This window comes from Streptomyces pyxinicus (assembly GCF_024753135.1).
Classification (GTDB): domain Bacteria; phylum Actinomycetota; class Actinomycetes; order Streptomycetales; family Streptomycetaceae; genus Streptomyces; species Streptomyces pyxinicus.
Genome location: NZ_JANUGP010000042.1, coordinates 23,786 through 49,307 on the forward strand (window position 1 = coordinate 23,786; position 25,522 = coordinate 49,307).

The following is a 25,522-nucleotide window of genomic DNA, read 5'->3' on the forward strand; positions in this document are numbered from 1 at the left end:
TCGGTGTGACACTCGCCGCCGGGGAGTTCAACGGGAACGGCATCGGGACGGTCAGTGGATTCGTGGGGACGGGCCGCGCCCGGGGTGGAGCGGCACGCCGAGCTGGCGGTGGAGACCGCCTGCCAGCTCGCGGACATCGCGCGGCCGGACGGCTGGAGTGCGGCGGCCGCCGAGGACGTCCTCGACGCGGTCGACACCCTAACCGAGGCGTTGAGCGGTGCCGATCCCGAGCTGGCGCAGGCCCTCGCCGCCGTGGCGGCCGCGACCGGCAGTGCCCGCCGGCGCCTCGGCATCACCGTCGACGAGTCGAAGCCGTCCGCCGTGCCGTCGGTGCCCGCCGCTCGCAGGCCGCCGAAGCGCCGCGGCCTCGGGCCGGGCTTCCAGGGCATCCGGGCGGGCACCTGAGCCGGTGGTTCAGGAGGCGGCGGGGGTGAGGAGGTCGGCAGCGACCAGCCCGGCCTCCAGGCGGTGCGCGGCGGCCGCGCACAGGGCGTCGGGCATGGTGAGCAGGTGTCCGGCCGCGTCGGCGGTCCGGATCAGCTCCAGCGCCATCGCCGTATCCCCGGCGAGCGCGGCGCGGTTTCGGGCCGCGCCGGGCATCTTGACGCCGAGGACGCCGAGGTCGGTGAGCAGCGCTTCGGCGCGCTCGTGGGCCCCGGCCCGCGCCAGGGTGGTGATGAGGTCGGTGACCGCGGCGTCGGGGAGGACTCCGTACGGCAGCGCGTCCGCGATGAGGGTGCCGTGGTCGGCGGTGAGCCAGGCGAGGACGGCGCGGGAGGTGAGGACCGGCCCGCGATCGTCCCGGTACACCCGGCGGCCGGTGCCGGGGTCCCGGTCGGGCAGGTGGTGCAAGACCGGGCCGAGGTCGGTGAGGACGTCGGGGTCGACGGGGCGGCCGCCGGCGAACAGCAGGGCCGGGCCGGCGGGCAGGTGGCCGTCCAGCAGCTCCGTGTATTCGGCGCGCAGGCGGTTCGTCACCGCCCACAGCGGTTCGATGGTGATAGTCCCGTTCGGCTCGGTGCGCAGGGCGACCTGGGTGCCCTGGACGATGCGGGTGGCGCGCTGGGCCTGGACGGGCAGGAGCAGGCGCCCGCGCTGCCCGATCCGTGCGGTGGTGACGACGATCTCGGATGACTCCATGCCGCCGCACCGTAGCCCCGAAGGGCGTTTCGGTGAGCAGAACTCCCGAGTGCTCACCCTCACGAGCGAGGGGCCACGTTTACCCGGTGGTGCACCGGCCTCTCGACGTGCGCCTGCCCTGTGGACGTCCGGCCGGGGCTCGTACGGCGACGGGCCCCTATTAGACCTGTTGGGGCTAACAGGTCTTACAGGGGCCCGTCTGCGGATTCGTGAGCGGGTCTGTCGGCGGGTCTACTGGGCTTCGGAGGCGCTGGACCTCGCCAGCGCCGTGCCGGACGGCGGCCCGGGGACGGGATCGCCGGGCACGGCCGGGCGGGGGGTGAAGGCGGTGCCCATCCCCTTGGACATCTCGATCAGCACGCGGCGGGCGGCCTCGCAGTCGCCGGCGGCGCGGTGACCTCCGCCGAGCCGGAGCCACCGGTGGGAGCCGACCCAGGCCGCGTACGCCTCCATGAGGCAGTACCAGTTGCTCCAGGGCTCCAGGTGCATCGGCCTCTTCCCGGTTCGGGCGATGTCGCGGAGGACCACGGAGCGGTCGAACTCGGCGTTGTAGGCGAGGACGGTCCGGCCCTTGGTGACCTTGCGGAGCCTGGCGAGCACCTTCTCGAACGGCCTCTTGTCGGCGACCATCTCGTCCGTGATGCCGTGCACCCACCGCGCCCCGTCGCTGATCGGGGCCTCCGGGTTGACCAGGGTGTCCATGAGCTTCTTGCCGGTGGCCGCGTCGAGGACGGCGATCTCGACGGTGTGGCCGTGCAGGTCGGTGGTCTCGGTGTCGAGGACGACCGCGCGGCCCGGCTCCAGCAGCTCCTTCGCCTCCCGGGTGATCTCGCCCCAGGCCGGGCACAGCGTGATCTCGCCCGCGTAGATGCCCGCCTCGGGGTCGTCGGCCAGCTCCCGGCGCACGGTGGCCTCGGTGGGCAGGTCCTCGATCCGCTCCCAGTCCAGCTCCCAGCAGCCGGAGTAGGGGCTGTTCCAGGCCCAGACGGTCACGCCGTGCCGGTCGGCCAGGGCCTGCGCGAAGCCGCGGACGGCGGCGGCCCGGGTCGGGGCGAGCTTGGCGTACTCGCGCAGCGGGGACGGCGCTCCCTTGGGCAGGCCCCGGACGGCCTCCCAGTCGACCCCGGGCACCTCCCGGACCGCGCGGACGTCGCCGAGCCGGTACAGCGAGACGGTGACCGTGCGGCGCCGGCCGACCTCCCGTTCGTAGACGTGCGCGGGGCGAATCCACCCGGCGGCCTCGACGTACTTCCAGTCGCTGAGGCGGATCTCCAGGACGTCCGTGGCGGCGTACTGCGCGGTGACGTACTGCTCGCCGTCGGCCTCGGCGGCCATCGTGTCCAGGTCGGTGATCAGGTACCGGCCGCCACGCCCGGTGGTGATCCGGCCCTCCTCGCCCATGCGCACCAGGTCGCTCCAGTGCCAGCCGATCCGTTCGGCGGCCGCGTCCCGGGGCAGGCTCGCCGCCTCCCACGCCACCCGCTCGCCGACGACGGCGCGCACCAGCTCGACGTCGAGCTCGCGGGCGGCCGCCGTGGAGTACATCGCCCACCCCTTGTAGTGGTCGACCACCTCCAGGTGCTCCTGGGCGACGAGTTCGGCGACGTCGTCCGGGGTGACCGGCTCGCCGGTGTGCTCGGCGAGCAGGATCGCGATCCGGGTGGCCCCCAGGGCCTCGGGGACGTACGGCTCCTGCTGCGGGATCGCCGCGGCGGCCTCGGTCACGGTCTCGGCGGCGGGCGTGTTCTCGGTCGTGGTGTCCGTCATCGGTCGGTCCCTTCGTCGGTGGGGCGGATGCGGCGGGGGTCCTGTTTGGCCGCCAGGCGCTCGCACTCGGCGATCTGCTCCTGGAGGTACCGGTGCGTGAGCTGTTCGGTCGTCTCGTCGCTCTCAACGAGGCCGAGGCCGCGCAGGGCGCGTTCGCGCAGCCACCAGTAGGCGTCCTGGTCCCAGCGCTCCTCCTCGATGGCCTGGTCGCCGGGCCAGTCCATGTAGACGACGACGTTCTCCCAGTCGGCCAGGTGCTTCCGGGCCTGGTAGTAGCGCTCGGCGCGGGTGTCCCAGCGACTGAGGAAGCACGGGTGGTCGGCCAGGATGATGGCCGCGTACCGCGCGGGGATGCCGCCGTGCTCGACGGCCCACCCCCACACGGCCAGGGCCTCGATCAGCGGGGGCGCCTCGTCGGGTCGAGGTTCCAGGGGCATTGGGGTCTCCCTTCGAGATGTGCCGGGGCCGGGGCCGGTGGGTGCTGGGGGGCTTCGCCGCCCCCCAGACCCCCGCTCCCCCGGCACCGACCGGCGCGGTCAGCGCTCCCGTGGTGCGGGTGCGTGCGCGCCGGACGGCACCGGGGCCGTGGCCGGTGACCTGGGCAAGTTCTAAATTTCCGACCGGAAATGAGGCGGTCTCAGCCGTCATCCGGATCGGGGGCGGTGTTGCCGGCGTCGAGCTTGAGATAGGTGTGGCCGCTGTCGTACGGCTCCGGCTCCGTGATGATGAACTCGCGGCGCAGGGCCTCGACGACGAGCGCGACGGTGGCCTCGTCGGCCGTGATGCGGATCTCCGCGATCCCCGCCAGGTGCTGGCGCGGGCGGCGTTCACGCCGGGCCATCAGACGAACGCCACGCGGGCCACGACGGCCAGGAGCTCGCCCGCGTCGCCCGCGGCCTCCATCGCCCCGGGTGCTTCGGGATCTGCGACCGGGCCGACGACCAGGAGGTGCTGGACGCGGTCGAGCAGGTCCCACCAGTCGGCGGGCAGGCTCACGGACTGCGTGGCTCGCCATAGCTCGACGTCGTCTTCGCCGTCCGGGCCGACGTGGACGAGGCCCTGGAGGGACCGGTCGGCGATCCGGGCACGCACCCGCCACAGCGGGTCCATATCCGGCATCCCGTGCAGTCCCCAGTGCTCCCAGTCGGTGCGGGCCTCCAGGTCCTCGATCCCGGCGCCGTCGGTCTCCGGGTACAGCAGGAGCATCGGCATCGGCTGGCCGTCCGGGGTGCTCGTCTGCATCGGCATCACGCCGTAGGCCGGCGCGAGGGCGTAGGTGTCGACGTCGTCACCGAGGTCGAGGTCATCGAGCGTGAACACCTTGACCCCGGCCTCGCGGAAGAGGTCCATCGGGTCGGCCGGGCGCTGGCGCGGTGGCGCTTCGGGGACGACCGTGACCATGTCGGCGATCTCCTCGGCGGAGGCCCCGCCCACGGCCCAGTGGTCGAGCGCGTCCTCCAGGAGGTCGGAGGCGGCCGCGTCGTCCATCGCTTCCACGGTGGCCAGCGCCTCGGCGGCCGCCGCCGGGTCCGCCTTCCCGGCCCGCGCGGTCGGCGCCCACCCCTGCGTGGTCGACGAGGCGATGAAGCCCGGCGAGGGCAACGTCGCGTAGACGGCCGCGGCGAGCGCGGTCAGGGTCGGGCGCTGCTCGGTGCGGAGTTTCTCGGCGAGGGTGCGCTGACAGGGCCGGCACCGGCTCCGGCAGGCGGCGACGAGCCGGGCGGCGAGTTCGAGATCGAGATCCCGTCCGGCGACGTGCGGGAGTTTCTCCAGGACCGCCATGTCCGGCAGCGGCGTGTGCTCGTGCGTGGTGCCGGCGGCCGCCGAGGCGTACCCGGCTCCGGTGCGCTGCGCCTTCTTCCTGGCGCGCTGCTTCTTCCCGTGCGACTTGACCACAGCGTTCTCCCATCGGAGCGTGCAGCGGTTACCCATGACCCGATGCACGCGCGAGAACGGTGAGGACTACGCGGGCATACGGCAGTTCGTTGAGACGAGCTCGGTGTTGCTCTCCGCACTGATGCACTGGGACCGTCCGGTCCTGGCACCTCCGCCTCAGAAAGCTCCCAGTCATGGGCCGAGGCTTAGCTTGGGCCCGTGCGAGGGCCGTGCACAGCACGGTACCGCCCACTGCCGACGGCGGGGACCGGTACGCGCAAGATCCGCCCGAAAGAGGACGGTGGGAAACCCCAGGAGTTCGCCGGCGGACAACTCCCGGCGCCCACCCAGGGTGTAAAGCCACCCGTAAACCAGGGTGTGACAGGCGCTGTCCCGCACACCCGCTCCGACCTGCGCGTCCTGCCCCCCAGACATGAACCCACCCACTCCCCTCGTCCCTCAAGGAGTGGGTGGGTTCATCTCAGTTGGTCAGGAAGGTCGGAGCGGGTGTGCGGGACAGCGTGGAAGTACGTGAGAAGGCAGCAGACAACAGAATTGGACAGTTTCGGGACGGGTGGGGCTGGTGTGACGGGGGGTCGGGAGTATCAGGCGGAGGAGGGAGAGAACGGGGTGAGGTGTTCGGCGGACGGAGTGTCGGTGGCGGCCGGTTCGAGGACGGCCTGGAGGCGGGCGGCGAGGCCGGCGAGTTCGGCGGACTCGGCGCGGACACGTTCGCCGCGCAGTTCCCCGGCCGTGAACTCGCCGAGCTGCTCCTCCCAGCTCTTGGCGTTGGGCCCGTAGTGCTCGGGGAAGACCCTGGCGAGCCACCAGGACGCCGCCCGCCAGTCCGCGCGCAGGTAGTGGGTCTGGCGCTCCTCGACGTCCAGGCCGGTCTCCGGATCGCGGTAGGTGCGTACCCGTTCGTCCAGGACCAGACTCCCGGCTCCGGCCTGCAGGACGCGGGCGAGTGCCCGGGTGGCCATCTGCGAGCGGGCGAGCTCCACCCGTCGGAACAGGTCCACGAACGCCTCGTCCTCGACGTCAGGGGCTTCCCCGTCCTCACGGGCCTCGGCGGCGGCGCGGCCGCGGGCGAGCCACCGGGCGAGGGTGGCGCGGGAAACTCCGGCGGCCTCGGCGGCGAGGGTGGTGCTGGCCCCGACGGCGGAGGCCCTGACGATGGCGTCGACCCGCGCGGGGGACAGCAGGCAGGGGCGACCCGGGCGGCCGTGGCGGCGGTTGCTCGATCTCATGTCGGCGCACCGTACGGACGCCGGCCGCTACCGTCCCGGCCTTATCGCGCGTTGTGCGACAGACCCACGCGGGCGCGCGCGGGGTCTCACCAGCAGGTTCCGCCCTGCCGGGCCCGGCCCGGCTAGATCCATTGGCCCGGCTAGATCCATTGGGTCCAACGGGTCGAACATCGCCTGTCCTGCGGTTTCCCCGAAGGAGTCGGGCCCGGGCCGGTGGCCGGATCGGGGCGGGTGCAGGCGGTACGGTCGGGGCGTGAACCGTACGGGAGCGCCGAGGACCGGCCGATGAGGAGCAACGCATGTCCATGACCGTCCTGGGCCCGTTGCCCGACACCGCCCCCCGGCTCGACGTCGTACGCGACTGGCGCGTCGACGAGCTGATCCCGTTCCTGGAGGAACCGCAGGAGGCGGTCGAGGCCGCCATCGCGAAGCTGCTGAACTACCGCGACGACGCCCGGCCGCAGCTCTTCGTCCCGCCGCACTACGCCCTGCCGCCGGCCCCGCTCACCGGGCACCGCACGTACGTGGTGGTGAACCAGAAGGGCGGCGCGGGCAAGACCACGACGTCGGTCGAGCTGGCCGCCGCGTGGGTGGCCATGGGATACACGGTCCGCATCATCGACGCCGACCCGCAGGACGCCTCGGTCACCCGGGCGTGGCTGCGGCCGAACTTCGAGGGCGTGCCGGAGAAGGAGCGCTACACCCTCACCGACGTCCTGTACGGGCGCCAGCCGCTGGACGAGTGCACGTACGAGACGGCCGTGCAGGGCCTGTACCTGGTGCCGTCCTTCGAGGACCTCAAGCACGTCGAGTTCGACGGCCGGGCCGCCCGCGACCAGCAGTTGCGCGCCGCGATCCGCAAGTCCACGGTGCCGGTGGACATCACGATCATCGACGCGCCGCCGGCGCTGGGGAAGCTCAGCATCAACGGCCTGGTGGCGGCTGACGAGGTCATCCTGCCGATGCAGGTGAGCGCCCTGGACAAGGAGGCGCTGAGCGACCTCAAGCGGACGATCGAGGGCGTCCAGAGCGTGGAGAACCCCGACCTGATCGTCGCGGCCGCGGTGATGACCAACTGGAGCATGTCCAACCTGGTCCCGCAGATCGCCGCCACGATCCGCCGGGACTACCCCGGCGCGATCATCTCGCCCGCCCGCCGCAACGTGAAGGCGGCGGCGGCTCCCGCCCGCGGCCTGCCCCTGCGCGCCCTGTCGGCCCTGGCCACGACCGCTCTGGACTACAACCAGCTCGCCCACACCCTCCTGCCCGTGAAGGACGCCGCCTGATGCCCAAGATCAGTGGAAGCGGTTCCGGCGACCCCGGGGCCAAGGACAAGGGCAGCGGTGCCGGTGCGGTCGGCGGCAGCAGCATCCTCGGCAAGCTGATCGGCGGCGGCGGCCAGGCGCCCGGCGGCAAGAGCAAGGTGCCGGCCTACGTCGGCAACGACCTCCTGGAGCGGCTGCGGGACACGGTCGTCGCCCTGCAGCGCAACCCGAAGGTCGAGATCCCGCCGGTCTCCCTCTCCGCGTTCGTGGAGGCCGCGATCGAGTCGGCCGTCGAGGAGGCGGAGGCCCAGTACAACGACGGCGACCGCTTCCCGGCCCGGCCGAACGCCAAGCTCAAGACCGGCCCGCCGGTCGGCTGACCACGCGTCCCCCAGGGCCTCGCCGCACGTCCGGCGAGGCCCTTCCCGTTGCACGTCAGAGACGGTTGGGGCTGTTGGTCCTAATGGGTCTAATTCCTCGTTCGGTCCGTGCGGCTGTCCGGACGTGGCTACCGTGCGATCCGTGAAGAAGAAGCCCGACGTCCTCGACGAGGTGCCCGAGCTGCGGGAGGCGGTCGAGTCCGCCTGCGCCGCCGCGCCGTCCGAGGCCCGCGAACGGCAGATCCGCGCCCACGCCCGTGAGCTGGTCCGTGCCCTCCAGCACGCCGACCACCCGCTCGACGTCGACGCGGACCTGGCGGACGTCTTCGACCGCGACGCGCTCACGGCGTACGAGCGCCTGGCCCTCGCCGGTGAACTGCGCGACCGGGGAGCGAAGCGGCCCACCTCCGAGGCCACGGCGAACGTCCGCTCCGGGGTGATGGTGCTGCTCCAGCGCGAGCTGGGCCTGGAGGTCTTCCACCTGCGCCAGCAGGAGGAGCAGCCGCGCAAGGAGCCGGTCGACGTCGACCGGCGCGAGCGGATGCGCACCAGCCTGCAGACGGTGGCCGACTACATCGGCCGGCGCACCCACTGGACCGCCGAGGGCGGCCTGCTCACCCGCGGCTACCCCCGGTGGGTGCGGATGCTGGCGATGGCCTCGGTCACCCTGGACACCGGCTCCCGGGTCGGCGAGCTGTGCGCGCTGCGCCTGGAGGACCTCTCCCCCGCCCTGACCGAGGTCCGCATCGTGCGCCGCCCGCAGAACGCCCGACCCGACGACCCGGTCTCGGTCGAGGTCTACCCGCTGCGCCGCGCGACCCGGGCCGCCCTCACCCGCTGGTTCCTCGTTCGGCGCCTGCTGATGGCCGACGTCACCGGCAGTGCCGACGCCGTCTGGGTGTCCGTACGCGGCAACCACGGCGGCAACGCCGACGAGGAGAGCGGCCCGGACTACCGGCCCGCCGGAACCACCCTGCAAGCGCGTGGTGCCCAACGCGCCTACGCCGCGGCGGTCGCCAAGGTGAACGCCGAACTCGGCGGCACCGAGGGTTGGAGCCCGCTCCCGGAGCGGATGGAGCAGCTGCGCCGAGGCGTCGCTGCCCCCGAGCTCCACCTCGTGCCGCCCCGCCCGGACGCCGAGAAGGCCGCCGCGCTCATGCGCCAGCTCGAGAACGCCGGCCGCCAGCTCGCCGCCCTGCCCGACGCCCGCTCCACCGCCACCGCCGGCCGCGCCGCCCGCGACGGGGCCCGCGAGGCCCTGCGCGAGGCGTGGCGGCTCGGCATCGAGCACCAGGTGCAGCTCGACGTGCTCTCCGCCTCCGGCCTGCTCGCCTACGACACCCCGCGCGCCGGGTGGGAGCCCGAGCTGCTGCGGGCCCTGGACCGCGCCGCCCGTCTCGCCCCGCTGTAGACCCATTGGGTCCAACAGGTCCAACCCGGCCCCGCCCGCCCTGCGAGCGGGGCCTTCGCCTGTCCGCCGTGAGACCAGGGTGCAGCGCCCTGAACTGCGGAAAGGAACATCCGTGGAACCTATGAGACCGTCCAACGCACGCGCGCGGGGGTGAGTCCCATGGGGAACCGGCGGTGGAGCGGCGACCGGACCGGCAGAATCGGCGGTTCGTTCACGCCCTTGGGGGAGCCATGCAGGAACTCCGCTTCGACGACATCCGGTTCACCACGGCGGTCAGCAGTGACCAGACGTGGCTGCGCCGCACGCTGGGCGGCCACGAACTGAGTGTTCAGCTCGCCGTCGGGGTGTCGCCGTTCGACGAGGCCGGGAAGATCCTCGCCCTGGAGGCGGAGCTGTTCGGCTTCGACGCCGCGCCGGCGCAGCGATCCCGGCTCGGCCGCATCACGGCGAACCTCGCGTACACCCCCGTCGTCACGGTCCACCGGGTGAACCTGGTGTTCCCGCTGACGTCGCTGCAGGTCCACGCCATCGAGGAGGCCCGCACCGGCGACGTGCGGTTCGAGATCGACCTCAACGCCACCCTGCCGCAGGCGCCCGGGTACCCGGGGTGCGCCCAGGCCACGGAGAACATCACCCTCGCCAAGAGCACCTGGGAACAGCAGGTCGCACAGCTCGGGCCGTCCGCGGCCTTCGAGATGGCCGTGCCCTACCCGCTCGGCGACCCGCAGCGCGCCGAGGTCGGCCGACTGCTGCGGGAAGCGCAGCGGCTGCTGACCACGGGGGAGATCCGGGCGTCGATCCTGGAGGTCCGGCGGGCGCTGGAGTGGGTCCAGCACAACGTGGACTGGGACAGGCCCGGGTCGAAGAAGCTCGCCAACCAGTGCAACCAGACCGAACGCTGGTGGCGCATCCAGGACGCTCTCTACAGCCAGACGTCCGGCGCCATGCACAACGACCCGGTCACCAAGGACTTCCTCTACGACCGGGCCGAGGCGGAGACGCTCCTGGCGATGACCGCCGCGCTGCTGCGGAACGTGCCCGCCACGGCCTCGCCGGCTGCGGGGCCCCGCCCGTGATCCGGGCCCACCACCGCCTCAAGGGCGGCGCCGCCCAGCTCGGCGCCACCGGCCCCGGCCGGGCCGGACCGTTCGGCCGCTGGCCCGCCGATGACCACCAAGACGACGAGGACCAGGACCACGAGCCCGCCGAACGGCCGGGGGAGACGAGGGCTACATGACCGAGGACCGCGGCGCCGCCGGCCCGTACATCGAATACGACGGACTGCCCGTCCTGCACGGCTCGGAGGTGAAGCTGCCGCTGATCCACCCGTACGCCCCGGTCGAGGCCGGGCGCTACGTCACGCCGGGCGGCGGACGGCTGACCATCCGCAAGGCGGAGGCGAACGCCGCGCACCTGCGGATCACGCTGGACCATCTCGGCTGCCCCGCGCAGTGCACCCCGGAGAAGGACGCCGCGTTCCGGCGGCTCGCCCTGGCCGTCGAGGGCTACTGCGTCCACGCCGGGTGCCGCCACCGTCCCGCGTTCTCGGACGGGGTGCTGCGCTGCTTCGAGCTGCGCAACGGCACCCTCACGCTCGCCGCGTTCGTACGCGCCGTGCTCGCGATCGAGCTGGGAGACCTCGTCCCCGCCGGCCGGATCGTCAAGGAGTCCGAAGCGCGGTTCGGACCCGTCCGCCCCCTGGAGGGCCCGGACGAGGAAGGCCAGGTAGAGGCCGTTTAGACCCATTAGACCTAACAGGTCCGACCGGCGGCCGAAGAGGCAACGGGCAACACGGCCGATCCCCTGTCGCCGCCGGACGCCGGACGGGATCGTGGGAGCGCCATCCCCGACCGGCAGAGGAGCCAGCCATGGCGTTCGACTACAGCAGCAGCGAGTCCCCGTGGATCACGGTGGAGAGCTTCGGCTTCGCCCGGGGCGTCCCGCAGAGCACCACCGGGTGCCTGCTGATCGACCTGCGCGGCGTCCCGCTCGACGACCCGGCCGACGAGCCGGGCCTGCGCGGCCGCGACGGCACCGACGCGGACGCCGTCCAGCACGTCCTCGCCTCGCCCCGGGCCTTCACGGTCCTGGAGCGCGCCTGCGACCAGGCCCGGGCGCTGCTCGACGCCAACGCCGCGCGCAACCTGCGGCTGCGGGTCCTGGTCGGCGACGAGGACGGCCAGCGTCGCGCGGTCGTCGTCGCCGACGCGCTCGCCGAGATCCTGACCGGCCGCGGCCTCCCGGCCGACGTCGTCCACCACCACCTGCCCGCCCCGGCCCGGGGATGACCGGAGCACAGCTCGGAGGCGGTCGGACCTGTTAGACCCAACAGGTCCGACCTAGGGCGCCGCCGGGGCCGCGAGGGGCTCGGGGAAGGCGACCCACACCGGAGAGTCGACGCCGCGCAGGCCGGGGGCGTGCTTGGCCAGGGCGGGCAGGAAGCGGTCCGGCTTGCCGCTGACGCCGTGGATCACCTTGACCGGCCGCCGGGTGGCGTCGGCGAGGGCCTGCGCCTGGTCCATGACCGCGACGACCGTGTCGTTGAACCGGCCGAAGCCGGTGGCCGGCCCCGCGCACTCCGGTCCGGCGAGGCCGACCAGGACGCGGGCGTGCCACCCCTGGGGCTCGCGGGTGTAGTCGACCATCACGCGCAGCACCCACGCCGCCTGTTCGCTCTCGTCCAGGCCCTCGATCCCCTCGCCGTCCCGCAGCAGGTCGAGGCGGTCCTCGCCGGGGCCGGGGGTCGCCTCGACGGCCGTCATCCACTGCTCGAAGTCGCTCATGCTCGCTCAACGAGCGGCCCGGGCGGACGGCACCGCGGTTCCGCCCGCCGTACGAGGTGCAGGCCGCTGACCTGCGAAAGGAACACTTCGTGGAACTTCGTGGAACCGTCCTACGTGCGCGCGTGTCACGAGGGCGGACCCGTTGGGGTCAATGGGTCCAACCGCCCGCCGGGGCCTCGACGCCGTGGCGAGCGGCGCGCAGGTCGGCCAAGACCTCCAGGACCTCGGTGCGGGCGGCGGCGGCGACGGCAGGCGGTTCGACGCCGGGGGAGTCGAGGACGTGGCGCAGGGCGTTCAGCCGGGCGGCGAGGCCGGGCCCGTCGAGCTCGCGGTGCCAGGAGACCAGCTTCTCGGCGGGCGCGGTGCGCGACAGGGGCTCCCAGGAGTCGTTCAGGCAGGCCAGGGACCACACGGCGGCGCGCAACCGGGGCGCGTTGGCCCGGCACCAGGCTTCCCCGGCACGGTCGCGGGCCCGCTCGGCGCGCTGCTTCTGCGGGTACCGGTCGCCGCGGTAGGTGGCGGCATCGCGCTCCAGGCGGACGAACCGGCTCTCGGCACTCGTACGGCTGGCGAGCCCGAGGGAGTCGGCGACCTGCTGCCAGGAGGCCCCGCGCCGGCGGGCGGCCCGGGTGAGGTCGCGCTCCAAGGTGTCCAGCGCGGCGCGGGCCTCGTCGAGCTGGGTGAGCGCGGCGAGGACGTCGTCGGCCGGCACCTCCGCCTGCTCGGCGTCGTCGAGGCCGTAGCGGTCGGCGGCCGCGCGTACGGCGTGCATCACGCGGGCCGGGTCGTGCCAGTCGCGGCCGCCGCCGTACTTCGCCCTCAGCAGCGCCTCGGCGGCCTCCAGCACCTGCTGCCGGGCCTCGGGGTCGATCTTCTTCGCCATGGCCGGAGAGCCTGCCACCGCGCCGGCCGTGTCCGCGAATCGCGGACGAGCCGGGCGACGCGTTCACCGGGTGAACGTCCCATATGCGGATGATCTAGGCCAAACATCGCCGTGGCCTGGCCGAATGTCGACGCACCCCACCCGGGGATCATGCGAAACAGACCCGAGACGGGGCGTGAAGGGGGCACAGAGCGCCTGCCCGGCCACCGCCGTCGGGGAGTGCCGATCAGCCCCCGAGAGCCGCACACGGCCACACAGGGACACGCCGCCCTGCTCTTGTAGTCGCCGCGCGAAGCGCGTCTGTGTTCATCGGCGGAGCCGATGGGGCTTGGAAGGTCGTGCCCGAAGGGCTCCTTTCTAGGTACTGACCTGCACGTTCCTCCCAGAGTCAGCCCCACGGCGCGGCCCGTCACCCGAATGGGTGACGGGCCGCGCCTCCCTCCCTCTGGGCTATTAACAGGCCCTTGCGCTCATTACTCGCGGGTGTTGTCCGGCGCATGACCTGCCTGTTTCCGGCCATCGGGCCGTCCCGAATCAAGGTCACCGCTCCGCTTCCAGCGCGAGGGGGTCAAGATCGTCCGCGCGATGGTGGGTCAAGGAAGGGCTCTGAGCTGGGGTGATGGGTGCGGTAGCGGCCGCACCCATCACCCTTGTACGGGGGCGCAACGGCCTGTTAACAGGCTCCGGAACGCGGGGCGCCGGGCGGGCCGGCGGTGGGTACCCCGGGTACCCGGGGTACCCGGAACGCACGGCGCCCCCGGCGCGGAGGTGCGCCGGGGGCGGTCTGTGTGACTAGACGGGCGGCAGCCTGCCACCCGGACCGGTCAGTGTCGCGGGCTCAGCTCCGCGGCGGGTACACCGGGAACATGTTCATCTCGGCCGCCCCCCGGTCGGCCCGCGCCTTCTTCGCCCCGGCGGTGTCGACGGTGACGTACCCGGCGTCGATGAGCCGCTGGACCCCGGCGCGCAGGCCCGCCTCGTCGACGTCGACCCGGCTGCCGAACGGGCCGGCCAGGAGCCACGCCACGAACTTGTCGAGGTCGGCCTCGACGCGGGTGTAGCCGGTGAGCTTCACCCACAGGCCGAGGTCGGCCAGGGAGAGCTTGGCGTCGTCCACCAGCTCCCTCGGCACTACCACGACGTCGGGCAGCTTCGCGGGGCGGACGGTGGTGGCGTAGGTCTTCTCCGGCTCCTGGCCGTCGGCGCTGCTGGTCATCGGTTCCCCTCCGGTGATCGTCGGAGGCTCATCCTCGCGGCCCGCCGGGCGGGACCGCAGAGGATGAGCCAAAAACGTACATTCGTTCGATTTCAGGTCTGCGCCATGTCCACGAAGCGGCTGTAGTGGCCCTGGAAGGCGGTCGTGATGATCGCGGTGGGCCCGTTGCGGTGCTTGCCGACGATCAGGTCCGCCTCGCCCGCGCGGGGCGACTCCTTCTCGTACTGGTCCTCGCGGTGCAGCAGGATCACCACGTCCGCGTCCTGTTCCAGGGAGCCGGACTCGCGCAGGTCGGAGACCTGCGGCTTCTTGTCGGTGCGCTGCTCGGGCCCGCGGTTGAGCTGCGAGAGCGCGATGACCGGGACCTCCAGCTCCTTGGCCATCAGCTTGAGCTGGCGGGAGATGTCGGAGACCTCCTGCTGGCGGGACTCCGGGCGGCGGCCGCCGCCGTACTGGAGCAGCTGGAGGTAGTCGATGACGACCAGGTCGAGCTTGCCGCGCTGCTTGAGCCGGCGGGCCTTGGTGCGGATCGACATGGCGGTCAGCTCCGGGGAGTCGTCCAGGAGCAGGTTCCCGGCGTCGACGCGGGCCTTGGCCTTGGCCATCCGGGTCCAGGCCGCGTCGTCGAGCTGGCCGGAGCGGATGTGGTGCAGGGCGACGGAGCCTTCGGCGGACAGCAGCCGCATGTGGAGCTCCTTGCGGCCCATCTCCAGGGAGAAGAAGGCGCTGGTCCGCCCGTGCTTCAAGCTGGCGGCACGGGCCATGTCCAGGCCGAGGGTGCTCTTGCCCATCGCCGGGCGTCCCGCGATCAGGATGAGCTGGCCGGGCTGCAGGCCGAGGGTGAGGGTGTCGAGGTCGGCGAAGCCGGTCGGCACGCCGGTGAGCTCGCCGAACTTGCGCTTCCCGGCCGCCTCGATGTCGTCAAAGGTCTCGTCCATGCCCTCCGAGGCGTCCATCAGCGACTCGTCGCCGCGGTGGCGGACCACGCCGTACAGGCGCTCCTGCGCCCGCTCGACCAGCTCGTCGGTCTCGCCGTCGCGGGCGTACCCGCTGGCGGCGATGGCCGTACCCGCCACGACCAGGTTCCGGGCGACGGCGGCCCCGTAGACGATCTCGGCGTAGTACGAGGCGTTCGCCGCCGTGGGCACCTGCTGGACCAGCGTGTGCAGGTAGGACGCACCGCCGATCTTCGTCAGCTCGCCAGTCTTGGTCAGGTGCGCCGCGACCGTGATCGGGTCGGCGGGCTCGCCCTTGCCGTGGACGTCGAGGATCGCCCGGAACACGACCTCGTGCGCCGGCCGGTAGAAGTCCGAGCCGTGCAGGATCTCGACGACGTCGCCGATCGCGTCCTTCGACAGCAGCATGCCGCCCAGGACGGACTGCTCCGCCTCCAGGTCCTGCGGGGGGAGGCGCTCGAAGTCGCGCGGGTCGATGTCCTCGCCGGAGGGGGCGGGGGCGGTGGCTACGCTCATGGGTGGATCTCCGTTCGCGAGATTCGGGCAGCGGCCGGGCCGGGCAAGGTTTCCGGCCGCTGCTGCTGTTCGGGGAAGGCCGGGCGGTTCAGGACGCGACGGCGAAGGCGGGGGCCATGCGGCACTCGCACGGGCCGATCGGCAGGAAGGTCTCCGGGTCCTCGGCGAGGCCGGACCCGTTGCACTTCGAGCACGCCGGCGCGGCCGCCGCCGGGTGACCGCCCACCCCGGCCGGGGCCGCCGGGAGCCGCTTGAGGTGCTTGCGGTAGATCGCCGTCACGTCGTAGGCGCGCTCCGGGTCGCACCGGCGAACGAGGTGGTCCCGCAGCCGGGACGCCGTCCAGCCCTCCGCCAGAGCGTCGACGGCCAGCGGCAGCAGGTCCGCCGCGTCGTCGCGGTGCATCCGGCCGGGCAGGCCCAGCAGCATCTCCAGCAGCTCCGAGCGCTGCTCGTCGTCGGCCTGGCCGTCGCGCGGAGCCGGGACACCAGCAGCAGCCGGAGCGGGGTTGTCTTCCGGCGCAGCCGTCTCTCTCGTCGTTCCCGTCTCGGTGTCCGGTGTGACGGACGTTGCCGCTGCGTCCCCTGCGGAGGGAGAGAGAGAAGATCCAGAGGAAGACACCAGAGGAAGATCGCGTTCCTGCTGGTCACCCCCCGTGAGCGGGTCGGATTCCCGACCCCGTGGGTCGGATTTCCGACCCGTCGGGTCGGATTTCCGACCCGCTTCCCCATCCGGGTCGGATTTCCGACCCGCCTTCGAGGCGTCCTGGTCAGCCTCGTCGGCGTCCTTCTCGACGAGCTCGGCGAGGGCGATGCCGAGGGCCTTGAGCTTGTCCTCGGAGTTCCGCCAGCCCGCGTAGTCGACCGGGGCGTCATCGTTGATGCGCAGGCGCAGGGGCTTCATGAGGGCGCTCTCACGGGAGGACGTCTTGATGGGCTGGCCCTCGGGCGTGGTCACCAGGCCGACCTTGGTGAGGCCGTCGAGGATGCCCCGGACCCGGGTGAGGCTGCTCGGGCCCTTGCTCTTGCCCGGGCCGGGGATCAGCTCGCACAGCTTCCGGAGCGTGAGCACGCGGACGTGGTTCTTGAACTTGTCGACCACCAGGCCGCGCAGGACCAGGTAGCCGCGGACCTCGCCGTCCTTGAGGTCCTCGCACAGGGCGATCCAGTCCTTGACCCGGGTGTCGTACCAGCCGTCGTTGTCGGGCCCGTACAGCTCGACCACCTGGTCCGGGGTCGCCACCGGGGCCTTCGGGCGCTTGGGAGTGCTCATCGGGCCACCGCCGGCGCGGCCGGGGCGGACAGGGCGGGGAAGACGCGCGTGGGCGCCGGGGTGCTAGTCACCCAGGCGTTGTACGTGCCAAAGCGGACACCATCGTTTGCGCAGCTCACGGCGCGATTCAGCTCAGAAGTCTTAGTCACGGCGCCTTCGTACGCGGCCGCGACGGTTACCGTCGCGGGCTTCGCGGAGGCGGGCCGGAGGGGGCGGTGCATGGGGTGCGATCTCTCCCAATCGGGGTAGAGAGTCGCACGTCGGTGATCATCACCAGGTAACCGGACGGGCCTATCAGCGGTGCTGCGTAGAACCCGGGTAGGCGGTTACCCTGGCTGATGGTGACCGGGCCCGACAGGGTCGGGAACCCGGCATCAGCCGACGTACGACTCAGAAGCTGTGGGCTCGTGAGGCCAGAACCTGAGTCAAGTTGTGTAGGTCGAGAGCCGCTCCTGTTGGCGCAGGGGCGGCTCTCGGCGTTACGGGGCGCGGGCAGTCATGGCGACCATGGTGGAGTCCTTCCGCCGGTTGGGGAAACCGGCGATGAGCTGGTAGAAGCCGGTGCATCCGGTGATCGTGCACGACGCCGGTGTGGTGTTGTACCGGGTTTCCGGCGCGGATACTCCGAGATCCCGTTCTCCGGGAGAGAACTTGCGAAGGCGTCCCGCCACACGGGAAGCGCGGGCCGCCGGCGGCGTGTCGCCGTGTCCCGCTGGCCCACTGACCATGGGCACGCGTAGCCTGCTGACCATCGCAGGCACCTCCTCGACAGGTGCTTGATCGCGGCGCCGACCACCACAACCGGCGAGCGCGACCCGCAGGCCCCTCCGGGGGCCTGCTTGCGTTTCGCGGGCCATCTTGCCTCCTTCCGGCCGATCAGCGTGGGTTAGCGGGTGGATTGCGGAGTGTCGCCGCCGGCCAGGGCAGTCAGGACCGTTGCCGGGCGGCCGTCGTAGACGAGGTGCGCCTCGTCGGGCCCCGGCGGGACGAAGCGGCTGCTGTGCCGCCGGAGATCGGCCTCGGTGAAGTACATGGAGTTCGGGTCCTCGTAGGTGGCCCGGTTCCGTTCGTCGATCCGTCGCCAGAGGGTGTCGTGGTCGCCGGGCAGGTAGACGAGCAGGACGTCGGCGCCGACCAGCTCGCCGAGCGCGCGCCACTGCTCCCGCTCCTCGACGGTCCAGAAGCCATGGTCGACAACCACGTCCTGACCAGCGCTCAGTGCGGCCTGCAGCTCGGCGGCGATTCGGTCGAGGACGGGCCGCTCCCTGACCCGGTACTCGCCGCGAGGGAAGTCCCGCCCGTAGTGGCCGTGCTCCTGCCAGACCTGCTCGTCGGGGCACATGCGGACGAAGCCCTGCCGCTCCATCTCACGAGCCAGCGTGGTCTTCCCCGAGCCCGGAAGGCCCGCCATCAGGACGCATCGGGGCGCGCGAGGACGAGTCACAGGGCCACGCCCGAGGTCTCGACGCGAGTCCGGCCGGGAGCGCCGAGGTCCACGCCGTACTCCAGCGCCTGCCCGTCGCGGTCGCGGAACAGGGCGGTCAGGACGAGGATCGCGTGCACGCCGCCGTCGACCAGCTCCAGGAGCACCGCGTCTTCCGAGGTGGCGACGCGAGCACCGGTCTCGTCATCACGTTCCACGGCCTGGCGGCCGGTGGCACGAGCGATGACGTCGAGCGACGTGCCGCCCTGCAGGCGCTCACCACGCAGGAGGTCCGGAGCCACCAGCGCGAACTCCCGAGGAATCCAGGACGTCGAGTGAGCGACGATGCCGTGCCGGTCGCGGTAGACGCGCGTCCGGCGGATCACCTCGGCGCCGGCCTCGATGCCCAGTGCGGCCGCGACCTCCGGCGGCGCCTCGGTCAACCCGGCCGCATGGCCGTCGGACCGCTCACCCGCCCCCCACGACGATCCGGTGGACTTCCCGCGCTCCAGCCGCTGCGCGGCGGAGGAGAGAGAGACCGGCTGACCGAGCTTGACGTACGCCGCGGTGGCATCGTCCGAGCGCTTGAACCGCGGCCACCGCTCCCCCACCGGGTCTTCGAGCTCCGCCTCCCGGGTGCGGGCGATCAGCGCGGCCGGGCCCTCGGTGCGCAGAAGCGTCAGCAGGTCGTGCCAGGTGAGGGCACCGAAGGAGTCGACCAGGCGGCTGGCGCCGTCGGTCAGCAGCGCGGCCTGCTGCACCCTCGCGAGATCCACGGAGCCGGTGATCGCTTCGTCGGCGGCCGCCGGGTCGGTGGCGGCGACCCAGTAGCCGCCGGGCTTGTTCCGCAGGCGCCGCTGGACCGTGACGAGCTGGGACACACGGGCCGCGTGCTCAGGAGTGCCGGTCGGTCCTTGCAGAGCGGCCCGCATCTCGTCGGCCGCGACCTCTTCGACCCGCTTGTCAACGACCGTACGGATGCCGTCGGCTCCAAGGTCGAGCACCAGGACGTTGTCGGACAACACCAGGTAGTCGAGGGCGTCGCCGCGCTCGCGGACCATCACCACGGTCGAGGCCGGCACCGCTTCCTGGTCCAGGTCGCAGGAGTCGCGGTGCAGGTCGTTGACCTCGGTGATGGCGACACGGAGGGCTTCCCGGAGGGACACCTCGTCGTCGCCGATCAGGTTGATCAGGGTGGTGCCGAGCTGTCGGACGAACCATGGGGTGCCGTGGATGCACCCCATGGGCAGATCCTTCGGGGCGGACAGGCCGTCCAGTACGACCACTCCGGTGGGGCTCACGTGGACGATGTCCTCGTTCGCGGTGCCCACACCTTGGGTCGATGCCATGGATACCTGCACGTCAGGCCCCTTCCGGGCGGTAGAACGGCGTGATGCGCTTACTGGAGGTGATCTCCAGCGTGTCGGGGTCGAACGTGCTGGAGATGAGCGTCGAGAAGCGCTTCGCCTTCAGCTCGCGGTGCACGTTCGCCAGCTCGTGGTTGAGCCAGTGCACGACGCCACCGGAGCCGCGGGCGTGGATGCCCGCGATGTAGAGGAACGTGCCCTGTCCGTCAGGTCGCGGGAGCCGGCCGAAGTACGCGATGTCGCTGTTCCCCCCGTGGTCCATCGGCGACCGGTAGACCTCACCGGTCTTCCGGTCGGTCAGGAACCAGCCCTCGTCGTCCTTGTCGAACCGCAGGTGGGGGTCGCTTTCGAGGATCTGCTCGATCAGCGGCGACAGCCGGGGCCCGCAGATGACGACCAGATTGTTCCGGTTCAGCCGCACGTTGCCGCCGAGCGGAATCCGCTCGAACGTGATCTCCAGGCCGACGTCCTCGGCCAGTTCCCGCAGGTGCTCGTAGGTCTGGAAGTCCTCCGTGGCGATCACGGGGCCTTGCACCCGCTTGTCGCGGCCGTCGTGCAGCTTGCCGTGTTCGAGCTTCTCGGCGAGCGCCACGATGACCTTGCCCGACCCCAGGAACAGGCGCTCCGGCGGAGCGCCCTTCGCCAGCTGGCTCACCCGGCCCTTGCTGATGCCGAGTTCGCCGGCCAACTGGGTGCTGTTCAGCTCCCCAACTCGCAGAACTTCGTTCATGGCCTCGTTGCGCACCGCTTGGACCTCGTTGCCGTATTCCTGCGCGCGGCCGACGAGGGTGTGGGCGGCTTTCGCCCTCTGCAGAGGGTCCGCCAGCTCCTTGAGCTGGGACAAAGCGACGTCGAACGCTGCGTGGAGCTGTTCCTGTAGCTCGGTCAGCGGAGCAGCGTCGGGCCGTTCCTTTTCCATCCGTGCCTCCCTTCGTGCTCCATGTTTACCCCACTAAACCGCAACTGTTCAAGGTGGTTGACTCGCTGCGGAGTGGAGTCCTATGGTTTCGGTACGCGGTCGGTTTAGCGCCCTAAAACGCTCCGTCGCGTCGGCTATACATGCACGTCAGCGCTGTTTTCAGCGCCCGTACTACCAGCAAGAGCGGCGACACCGGACCTCCTCGGAGCTGTACCGAGCCCGGTGTACCGGCGAGAAGAACTCAACAGAGAGTCCTGAACTTCGGGCGCGGCGCCCCCGCCGTCATCACGACGAGACGACCCTCCCGCCGGCAGTTGCCGGTGGGGTCTTGAGCGGGGGGCTGGCCGCACGGCAGCCCGAGAGCGGATCTACAGAGGGCCCCAGGGGTGGGGCCACGGGTGCGAGTCCCTGTCCGCTCACCGCGTCGTCCCTGAACGACGCGACCCCCGACACGGCGCTGGAGACGCCATATGTGCCGGGGGTCCACGGATCTACCAGCAAAGGAATCGATCCGCATGACCATCATCGCAGTCACCACCGCCGCCCCGATCCGCCCCAAGGCCGTGTCCGACGGTGTCGAGGACGTCGTCGCCGAGGCGTGGAGCGTGTTCGGTGAGGTCCAGAACCTCGTGAAGCTCGGCATCGAGGTCGAGGTGACCGTCCGCCCCGGCGAGATCCTCGCCGACCTGGTCGTCCGCAAGGAGGCCGCCCACCTGCTCCCGGCCCTGGTCAAGGAGCTGGAGAACAGCGGCATCACCCGGACCAAGACCGGCTTCCGGGTCGCCGGGACGATGTGCCAGGGCAACGTCAGCCTGCGCATCATCATCGACAGCTCGCAGATCACCGTCGAGCAGATCGAGGCCCTGGTCGCCGCGGTCGACGTCGACTTCGACGCGTACGCCGGCGGCGACGAGTACACGGAGTGGGCGGCATGAGCGCCCAGACCGACGAGGCGGTGCGCAAGGCGGAAGAGGCCCGGCGGAAGGCGGAGGCCGACCTTCGGCGTCACGGCCAGGCGATGTCCGGGATCGGGGGCCGACGGTGAAGCTGCGTCTCCCGATCCGCATCGTCCGGACCCGCGAGCTCGACGAGCTGCGCGCGAAGGCCGACAGCGTCGACACCGCGACCGTGCACACCGCGGCCGCCCTGTTCGCCCTCCAGGTCGTCCACGGCGACCGCGCCCGGACGCTCGACCACCTGGACCGGGTCGTCGACGACCTCCAGCTCCACATCCTGCGCCGGGCCCGCGCCGAGCAGCTCCTGCAGGAGATCGACCCGACCGGCCTGCCCGAGGCGGCGGCCGCCCAGATCCTCACCGCACGCGAGGCCCTGATCCGGGGCGGAGAAGAGGTCACCGCATGAGCAGCACCGACCTGATCAGCAGGCCCGTCCTGGCCATCGAGCGGTTCCGCCAGGAGCACGGCGACGTCGTCTCCTGGTCCCCGGTCGACTGGGAGGTCCACCAGAACCTGGTGGAGATCGCCCTGGCCCACGGGCCGATCGGCAACCTCCGCGCCCGGGCCACCCGCCGGACGGCGGCGGCGAGCATCTTCGCCTACGCCTTCGTCCTGTACGCGGTCACCGAGGTGGCGTCCGCGATTCGCGGACCGCAGATGACGCGGCTGGGCTTCCACCTGGCCTACGTCGTCAACGGACCCGCCCGCCGGGCCGACGCCCGCCTGCACTACAGCGGCGACCTGCGGTTCCGCCAGCAGATCCTCCGGGTCGGCATCCGCGTCCGCGGCGAGGTCGACCGCCTGTCCGCTCGTCTCCACCGGAGCTGAGCCGGACCGCCCCGCACACCAGGTGGCCGCCGGGAGGCGGCCACCCGCATGAAAGGAGAGCTGGCGTGGCGGCCCGAACCGGCACCCGCAGCACCCGGAAGAAGACGGCGGCCGCGAAGCCGCCGGCGAAGACGACGACACCCCCGCCGCAGCGCCGACCGGCCGCACCGGCACCCGTGCCGCCGAGCCCGGAGGTGCGGGAGGAGACCGAGGCCCGGATCGCGGACGCCCGCGACCGGGCGGCCGACCTGGTCCAACGGGCGGCCGACACCCTCGACCTCGCCCGGGAACAGGCCGCCGAGGAGTCGGCCCGCCTGATCGCCGCCGCCGAGAAGTCGGCTGGCACCATCCGCCGGGCGGCGGCCGCCGACGCCCGGCGGGTCCTGGTCGAGGTCGCCGAGGAGGCCGGTCAGCGGCTGCACCGGGCCCGGCTCGGGGCGGACGCCGTCCGCGCCGACGCCGACCAGGCCGCCGCCGACCGCCTCGACGCCGCCGGCACCGAGGCCGCCGAGACCGTGGCGGCCGCGGAGCGGGAGGCGAAGGAGACGGTGGCGGCCGCCGAGGAGGCGGCCCGCACGCTGCTCGCCGAGGCGGAGCGGCAGGCGGTCGAGCTGGCCGCGCTGCGCCGGTCCTCCGCCGAGGCCGCGTACCGCACCGCCCTGGCGGACGCGGCGCGCATCCTCGGGGAGGCCCAGGAGCAGGCGAACCAGACGGCGGCCGCGCACGCGGCGGTCGCCGCCGAGACCGGCCTCGCCCGCCGCACCGCGCTGCTGGAGTTGAACGAGGAGCTCGCCGAGCGGCGCGCGGCCATCCAGGCCGAGCTGGACGACTACCGCAAGGAGGTCGAGTCGGCCCGCGCCGAGACGGAGGCGGAGTTCCGACAGCTCGGTGAGGAGCACGAGCGGCGCCGCCAGGAGCAGCGCGCGGCGCTGACCGCCGAACTGGCGGAGCTGCGGCGCAACGCCGAGACCGAGGCCCGCAGGGCGGCGCGCGAGATCGTGGCTGGCGCCGAGCGGGAGAAGGCCGAGGTGATGAAGGACGCCGTCGAGGCCACCGCCCGCGCCGAGAAGCTCCAGCGCCGGGCCGAGGACGAGCTGGACCGGGCCCGCAGGGCGGCGGCGAGGAAGAAGTCGTGGGCCCAGCGCAGGATCGGCTGGGCGAAGACGTTCTGGGACCTGATGGTCTGGATGGCGTTGTTCGCCGCGATCGGGCTCGCCGCCAGCGGCGAGTACAAGCTGGCGATGATGGTCGGCTTCGGCCCGTGGTCGCCGCTGCTGCCGGTGTGCATCGACATCTACTGCGTCGTCGCCTTCAAGCGCGAGAAGGACGTGTACCCGGCGCTGCTGCTGATGCTCGGCGCGAACATCACGTACCACCTCGCCACCCCCGAGGCCGACGACCAGCAGCTCCTGATCATCGCCGTCTGCCTGATGTTCGTCGCGGTCGTGTGGCGCGTCCACAAGCTCATGGACGACCACGCCACCGCCGACGAGGAGGGCGCCGAGCAGGACGCCGAGGACGAGCCGGAGGACGACACCGCAAGCGGTGAGGGCACCGGTAACCGGCCTCCTACCGGTAGCGGTAACGCGGGCGGTAATCCCGGCGGTACCGGTAGCGGTAGCCCGAGCGGTAACGGCGGTTCTACCGGTAGCGGTAAGCCGCGCTCTACCGGTGGCGGTAAGCCCGGCAGTACCGGTGGCGGTAAGCGCACCGGCAAGAGCAGGCCCGGCGCCCCGAGCGCCGAGCAGCGCACCGCCGTACGGGCCCGCGCCGCCGAGCTGATCGGGGCGGGCGAGACCCCGTCGCCCACCGCCCTCGCCGCCGAGTTCGGCGGCCTGGACCCCGAGTGGGTCCGTAACCAGATCCGCGCCGTCCGCTGATGCGGCACGGCGGTCGGCGCGGGCCGGACCCGCTCCCCTTCCCCACGTACACGAAAGGACCCTCCACATGAGCGCCGCCAGCAAGTGGACCCCCGACATGCTCCAGTCCCCCGCGGACCGGGCGACGCACCTGGAGCAGCGCCGGGCGCAGCTCCTGCCGATCGTCGACGACCTGCGCCGCCTGGCCCGCGAGGTGCAGGCGGAGGTCAAGGAGTACGACTCCATCGAGGGCGACCTGCCCGGCCAGGCCCGCCTCCGGGCCTGGTACGTCTCGAACCCCCTGTTCAAGGCGGCCGACGACGTCGAGCAGGCAATTGCCGACCTGATCAGCTTCAACGGCCGCTTCCAGAAGTCCTACGAGGACCTGCCGGTCAAGCGCGAGACCAAGCGCCAGCGCAAGGCCCTCGCCAAGGGCAAGGCGAAGCAGGCGATCGAGTCCCCGCCGGCGGACACGGCCCCCGGGCCGCCGGAGAAGTCCCACTTCGGGGACGTCTTCGACGGTTTGCGGCGAGGAGCCTGACCGGTGGCCGCCCAGACCAAGGCTGAGCGGCGCGCGGCCAACCAGCTCGACCACTTCGAGAAGCGCCAGACCGAGCGGGCCCAGCGCGGCCCGCGCGGTCTGGCGGAGTCGTGGATGGAGCGGGCCCGCGCGGTCGCCGCCGAGCGCGAGAAGAACGGCGACGCCGAGGCGTGGAACGACCTCGCCCGCACCATCTCCACCTGGGTCTCCCGCTACGAAGGGTGACCACCCGGGTCAATCAATCCACTGTTCAAACCCGGCGGTGACCGCCTCGCGCGCGCGTAATGCGGACGCGCGGACACGCGGGCGCGCGGACACGCGCGCGCGTACGCGAGGCGGTCACCGTCTGTCAACCCCCTTGGAGGGTTCATGAGCGACGACGAAGGCCGGGTGATCCCGTTCCGGCCGACCGGCGGGGGTGCCCCGCCGCCTCCTCCGCCGCCCCCGCCGGGACCGCCCCGGCCCCCGGCGCCGCCCGCCCCGGCGGCGCCCCCGGACCCGCCGGCCTCCCCGCCCCCGGCGGCGAGCGACTCCGACGAGGAGCCGCCCGCTCGCCCGGTACTCGCCGTACCCGAACCGGCCGTCCCGCCGACGCCGGTTCCCCGCCCGCCCGGCGCCCGCACCTCGGCGGCCCCCGTCGTGATGCGGTCGGAGGCCCCGGACGACGGTGAGGGCGACGCCGGGGGCAGCAGCCGTGAGGGAGCCGGCGGCGCGATGGTGGTCGCCATCGGCATCGCGGTTGCCGCCCTGCGCGGCATGACCCAGTGGCTGGGCGACCGCCGCCAGCGCTTCGAGGACCAGGCCCCCGTCCGGGAGGCCGCCGCGAAGGCGAAGGCAGAGCAGATCAAGGCCCGCGCCGAGCACGCGGCGGCGCTGGCGAAGATCACCGACGACGCGGCGCAGGCCCGCGCCAAGGG

The 25,522-nt window shown here is 72.5% G+C and carries 27 protein-coding genes and 2 pseudogenes; 15 read left to right on the forward strand and 14 right to left on the reverse strand.

Features of this window, described 5'->3' with window-relative positions; all coding sequences use genetic code 11:
* The first annotated feature begins 54 nt into the window (after positions 1-54).
* Positions 55-405, forward strand: a complete 351-nt coding sequence (locus tag NX794_RS33110) for a hypothetical protein (RefSeq protein ID WP_258783375.1) — start codon at positions 55-57, stop codon at positions 403-405.
* 9 nt (positions 406-414) lie between these two features.
* Here the strand turns inward: NX794_RS33110 and NX794_RS33115 are convergent, their stop codons facing one another.
* The 6 genes from NX794_RS33115 to NX794_RS33140 all read right to left on the reverse strand — a co-directional run bounded on the left by NX794_RS33115 (position 415) and on the right by NX794_RS33140 (position 6,032).
* Positions 415-1,140 (reverse strand): hypothetical protein, encoded by a 726-nt coding sequence (locus NX794_RS33115; RefSeq protein WP_258783376.1) that lies wholly within the window; start codon positions 1,138-1,140, stop codon positions 415-417.
* A gap of 231 nt (positions 1,141-1,371) precedes the next feature.
* On the reverse strand, positions 1,372-2,907 hold the full coding sequence (locus NX794_RS33120; RefSeq protein WP_258783377.1) for a 3'-5' exonuclease: 1,536 nt from the start codon (positions 2,905-2,907) through the stop codon (positions 1,372-1,374).
* On the reverse strand, positions 2,904-3,344 hold the full coding sequence (locus NX794_RS33125) for a hypothetical protein (protein WP_258783378.1): 441 nt from the start codon (positions 3,342-3,344) through the stop codon (positions 2,904-2,906). Before NX794_RS33125 ends, NX794_RS33120 begins: the two co-directional genes overlap by 4 nt.
* A 200-nt stretch (positions 3,345-3,544) precedes the next feature.
* Positions 3,545-3,748: a hypothetical protein gene (locus NX794_RS33130; protein WP_258783379.1), complete on the reverse strand. Its 204-nt coding sequence runs from the start codon at positions 3,746-3,748 to the stop codon at positions 3,545-3,547.
* The gene (locus NX794_RS33135) at positions 3,748-4,803 is read right to left on the reverse strand and encodes a hypothetical protein (RefSeq protein ID WP_258783380.1); all 1,056 of its coding nucleotides are present in this window, start codon (positions 4,801-4,803) and stop codon (positions 3,748-3,750) included. The genes NX794_RS33130 and NX794_RS33135 overlap by 1 nt, the downstream gene beginning before the upstream one ends.
* Before the next feature lie 584 nt (positions 4,804-5,387).
* The gene (locus NX794_RS33140; RefSeq protein WP_258783381.1) at positions 5,388-6,032 is read right to left on the reverse strand and encodes a helix-turn-helix domain-containing protein; all 645 of its coding nucleotides are present in this window, start codon (positions 6,030-6,032) and stop codon (positions 5,388-5,390) included.
* A 299-nt stretch (positions 6,033-6,331) separates the two neighbouring features.
* On the opposite strand from NX794_RS33140, the gene NX794_RS33145 reads away from it, so the two are divergent.
* From NX794_RS33145 to NX794_RS33175, 7 genes are all read left to right on the forward strand, one after another.
* Positions 6,332-7,318, forward strand: a complete 987-nt coding sequence (locus NX794_RS33145; protein ID WP_258783382.1) for a ParA family protein — start codon at positions 6,332-6,334, stop codon at positions 7,316-7,318.
* Positions 7,318-7,677, forward strand: a complete 360-nt coding sequence (locus NX794_RS33150) for a hypothetical protein (RefSeq protein ID WP_258783383.1) — start codon at positions 7,318-7,320, stop codon at positions 7,675-7,677. Before NX794_RS33145 ends, NX794_RS33150 begins: the two co-directional genes overlap by 1 nt.
* Positions 7,678-7,819: 142 nt before the next feature.
* Positions 7,820-9,088, forward strand: a complete 1,269-nt coding sequence (locus NX794_RS33155) for a site-specific integrase (protein ID WP_258783384.1) — start codon at positions 7,820-7,822, stop codon at positions 9,086-9,088.
* Between the two features lie 230 nt (positions 9,089-9,318).
* On the forward strand, positions 9,319-10,164 hold the full coding sequence (locus NX794_RS33160) for a hypothetical protein (RefSeq protein WP_258783385.1): 846 nt from the start codon (positions 9,319-9,321) through the stop codon (positions 10,162-10,164).
* A complete protein-coding gene (locus NX794_RS33165; RefSeq protein WP_258783386.1) occupies positions 10,161-10,325 on the forward strand; it encodes a hypothetical protein in 165 nt (54 codons plus the stop codon). Before NX794_RS33160 ends, NX794_RS33165 begins: the two co-directional genes overlap by 4 nt.
* The gene (locus NX794_RS33170) at positions 10,322-10,828 is read left to right on the forward strand and encodes a DUF6420 family protein (protein WP_258783387.1); all 507 of its coding nucleotides are present in this window, start codon (positions 10,322-10,324) and stop codon (positions 10,826-10,828) included. The genes NX794_RS33165 and NX794_RS33170 overlap by 4 nt, the downstream gene beginning before the upstream one ends.
* Before the next feature lie 128 nt (positions 10,829-10,956).
* On the forward strand, positions 10,957-11,376 hold the full coding sequence (locus NX794_RS33175; RefSeq protein WP_258783388.1) for a RapZ C-terminal domain-containing protein: 420 nt from the start codon (positions 10,957-10,959) through the stop codon (positions 11,374-11,376).
* 51 nt (positions 11,377-11,427) lie between these two features.
* Here the strand turns inward: NX794_RS33175 and NX794_RS33180 are convergent, their stop codons facing one another.
* The 8 genes and pseudogenes from NX794_RS33180 to NX794_RS33215 form a co-directional block, all read right to left on the reverse strand.
* On the reverse strand, positions 11,428-11,871 hold the full coding sequence (locus tag NX794_RS33180; protein WP_258783389.1) for a hypothetical protein: 444 nt from the start codon (positions 11,869-11,871) through the stop codon (positions 11,428-11,430).
* A 148-nt stretch (positions 11,872-12,019) separates the two neighbouring features.
* Positions 12,020-12,754, reverse strand: a complete 735-nt coding sequence (locus NX794_RS33185; RefSeq protein ID WP_258783390.1) for a thioredoxin domain-containing protein — start codon at positions 12,752-12,754, stop codon at positions 12,020-12,022.
* An 838-nt stretch (positions 12,755-13,592) separates the two neighbouring features.
* Positions 13,593-13,970 (reverse strand): hypothetical protein, encoded by a 378-nt coding sequence (locus tag NX794_RS33190; RefSeq protein WP_258783391.1) that lies wholly within the window; start codon positions 13,968-13,970, stop codon positions 13,593-13,595.
* Between the two features lie 92 nt (positions 13,971-14,062).
* Positions 14,063-15,388, reverse strand: a pseudogene (dnaB, locus tag NX794_RS33195) (replicative DNA helicase); the annotation flags it as partial.
* Between the two features lie 142 nt (positions 15,389-15,530).
* Positions 15,531-16,712 carry a hypothetical protein gene (locus NX794_RS33200; protein ID WP_258783393.1) on the reverse strand — a complete coding sequence of 394 codons (1,182 nt, stop codon included), beginning with the start codon at positions 16,710-16,712 and terminating at the stop codon, positions 15,531-15,533.
* 886 nt (positions 16,713-17,598) lie between these two features.
* Positions 17,599-18,156, reverse strand: coding sequence for a P-loop nucleotide/nucleoside kinase family protein (locus tag NX794_RS33205; RefSeq protein WP_309506057.1), 558 nt, complete (start codon positions 18,154-18,156; stop codon positions 17,599-17,601).
* The gene (locus NX794_RS33210; protein ID WP_258783395.1) at positions 18,153-19,484 is read right to left on the reverse strand and encodes a UTRA domain-containing protein; all 1,332 of its coding nucleotides are present in this window, start codon (positions 19,482-19,484) and stop codon (positions 18,153-18,155) included. Before NX794_RS33210 ends, NX794_RS33205 begins: the two co-directional genes overlap by 4 nt.
* 13 nt (positions 19,485-19,497) lie before the next feature.
* Positions 19,498-20,421, reverse strand: coding sequence for a sigma-70 family RNA polymerase sigma factor (locus NX794_RS33215; protein WP_258783396.1), 924 nt, complete (start codon positions 20,419-20,421; stop codon positions 19,498-19,500).
* 515 nt (positions 20,422-20,936) lie between these two features.
* On the opposite strand from NX794_RS33215, the gene NX794_RS33220 reads away from it, so the two are divergent.
* The 7 genes and pseudogenes from NX794_RS33220 to NX794_RS33250 form a co-directional block, all read left to right on the forward strand.
* Positions 20,937-21,356 (forward strand): hypothetical protein, encoded by a 420-nt coding sequence (locus NX794_RS33220; protein ID WP_258783397.1) that lies wholly within the window; start codon positions 20,937-20,939, stop codon positions 21,354-21,356.
* A 106-nt stretch (positions 21,357-21,462) separates the two neighbouring features.
* Positions 21,463-21,783: a hypothetical protein gene (locus tag NX794_RS33225; RefSeq protein ID WP_258783398.1), complete on the forward strand. Its 321-nt coding sequence runs from the start codon at positions 21,463-21,465 to the stop codon at positions 21,781-21,783.
* The gene (locus NX794_RS33230; protein WP_258783399.1) at positions 21,780-22,205 is read left to right on the forward strand and encodes a hypothetical protein; all 426 of its coding nucleotides are present in this window, start codon (positions 21,780-21,782) and stop codon (positions 22,203-22,205) included. Before NX794_RS33225 ends, NX794_RS33230 begins: the two co-directional genes overlap by 4 nt.
* A 65-nt stretch (positions 22,206-22,270) precedes the next feature.
* Positions 22,271-24,085, forward strand: a complete 1,815-nt coding sequence (locus tag NX794_RS33235; RefSeq protein WP_258783400.1) for a coiled-coil domain-containing protein — start codon at positions 22,271-22,273, stop codon at positions 24,083-24,085.
* A 67-nt stretch (positions 24,086-24,152) separates the two neighbouring features.
* Positions 24,153-24,605, forward strand: coding sequence for a hypothetical protein (locus tag NX794_RS33240; RefSeq protein ID WP_258783401.1), 453 nt, complete (start codon positions 24,153-24,155; stop codon positions 24,603-24,605).
* A gap of 3 nt (positions 24,606-24,608) precedes the next feature.
* Positions 24,609-24,830 carry a hypothetical protein gene (locus NX794_RS33245; RefSeq protein WP_258783402.1) on the forward strand — a complete coding sequence of 74 codons (222 nt, stop codon included), beginning with the start codon at positions 24,609-24,611 and terminating at the stop codon, positions 24,828-24,830.
* Positions 24,831-24,974: 144 nt separating this feature from the next.
* Positions 24,975-25,522: pseudogene (locus tag NX794_RS33250) on the forward strand (hypothetical protein); the annotation flags it as partial.

Coding starts and splice junctions, on each gene's coding strand:
- NX794_RS33115 (WP_258783376.1), bottom strand. CDS start 1,140: ATGGAGTCATCCGAGATCGTCGTCACCACCGCACGGATCGGGCAGCGC.
- NX794_RS33120 (WP_258783377.1), bottom strand. CDS start 2,907: ATGACGGACACCACGACCGAGAACACGCCCGCCGCCGAGACCGTGACC.
- NX794_RS33125 (WP_258783378.1), bottom strand. CDS start 3,344: ATGCCCCTGGAACCTCGACCCGACGAGGCGCCCCCGCTGATCGAGGCC.
- NX794_RS33130 (WP_258783379.1), bottom strand. CDS start 3,748: ATGGCCCGGCGTGAACGCCGCCCGCGCCAGCACCTGGCGGGGATCGCG.
- NX794_RS33140 (WP_258783381.1), bottom strand. CDS start 6,032: ATGAGATCGAGCAACCGCCGCCACGGCCGCCCGGGTCGCCCCTGCCTG.
- NX794_RS33145 (WP_258783382.1), top strand. CDS start 6,332: ATGTCCATGACCGTCCTGGGCCCGTTGCCCGACACCGCCCCCCGGCTC.
- NX794_RS33150 (WP_258783383.1), top strand. CDS start 7,318: ATGCCCAAGATCAGTGGAAGCGGTTCCGGCGACCCCGGGGCCAAGGAC.
- NX794_RS33160 (WP_258783385.1), top strand. CDS start 9,319: ATGCAGGAACTCCGCTTCGACGACATCCGGTTCACCACGGCGGTCAGC.
- NX794_RS33170 (WP_258783387.1), top strand. CDS start 10,322: ATGACCGAGGACCGCGGCGCCGCCGGCCCGTACATCGAATACGACGGA.
- NX794_RS33175 (WP_258783388.1), top strand. CDS start 10,957: ATGGCGTTCGACTACAGCAGCAGCGAGTCCCCGTGGATCACGGTGGAG.
- NX794_RS33180 (WP_258783389.1), bottom strand. CDS start 11,871: ATGAGCGACTTCGAGCAGTGGATGACGGCCGTCGAGGCGACCCCCGGC.
- NX794_RS33185 (WP_258783390.1), bottom strand. CDS start 12,754: ATGGCGAAGAAGATCGACCCCGAGGCCCGGCAGCAGGTGCTGGAGGCC.
- NX794_RS33190 (WP_258783391.1), bottom strand. CDS start 13,970: ATGACCAGCAGCGCCGACGGCCAGGAGCCGGAGAAGACCTACGCCACC.
- NX794_RS33200 (WP_258783393.1), bottom strand. CDS start 16,712: ATGAGCACTCCCAAGCGCCCGAAGGCCCCGGTGGCGACCCCGGACCAG.
- NX794_RS33210 (WP_258783395.1), bottom strand. CDS start 19,484: ATGGCATCGACCCAAGGTGTGGGCACCGCGAACGAGGACATCGTCCAC.
- NX794_RS33215 (WP_258783396.1), bottom strand. CDS start 20,421: ATGGAAAAGGAACGGCCCGACGCTGCTCCGCTGACCGAGCTACAGGAA.
- NX794_RS33220 (WP_258783397.1), top strand. CDS start 20,937: ATGACCATCATCGCAGTCACCACCGCCGCCCCGATCCGCCCCAAGGCC.
- NX794_RS33230 (WP_258783399.1), top strand. CDS start 21,780: ATGAGCAGCACCGACCTGATCAGCAGGCCCGTCCTGGCCATCGAGCGG.
- NX794_RS33240 (WP_258783401.1), top strand. CDS start 24,153: ATGAGCGCCGCCAGCAAGTGGACCCCCGACATGCTCCAGTCCCCCGCG.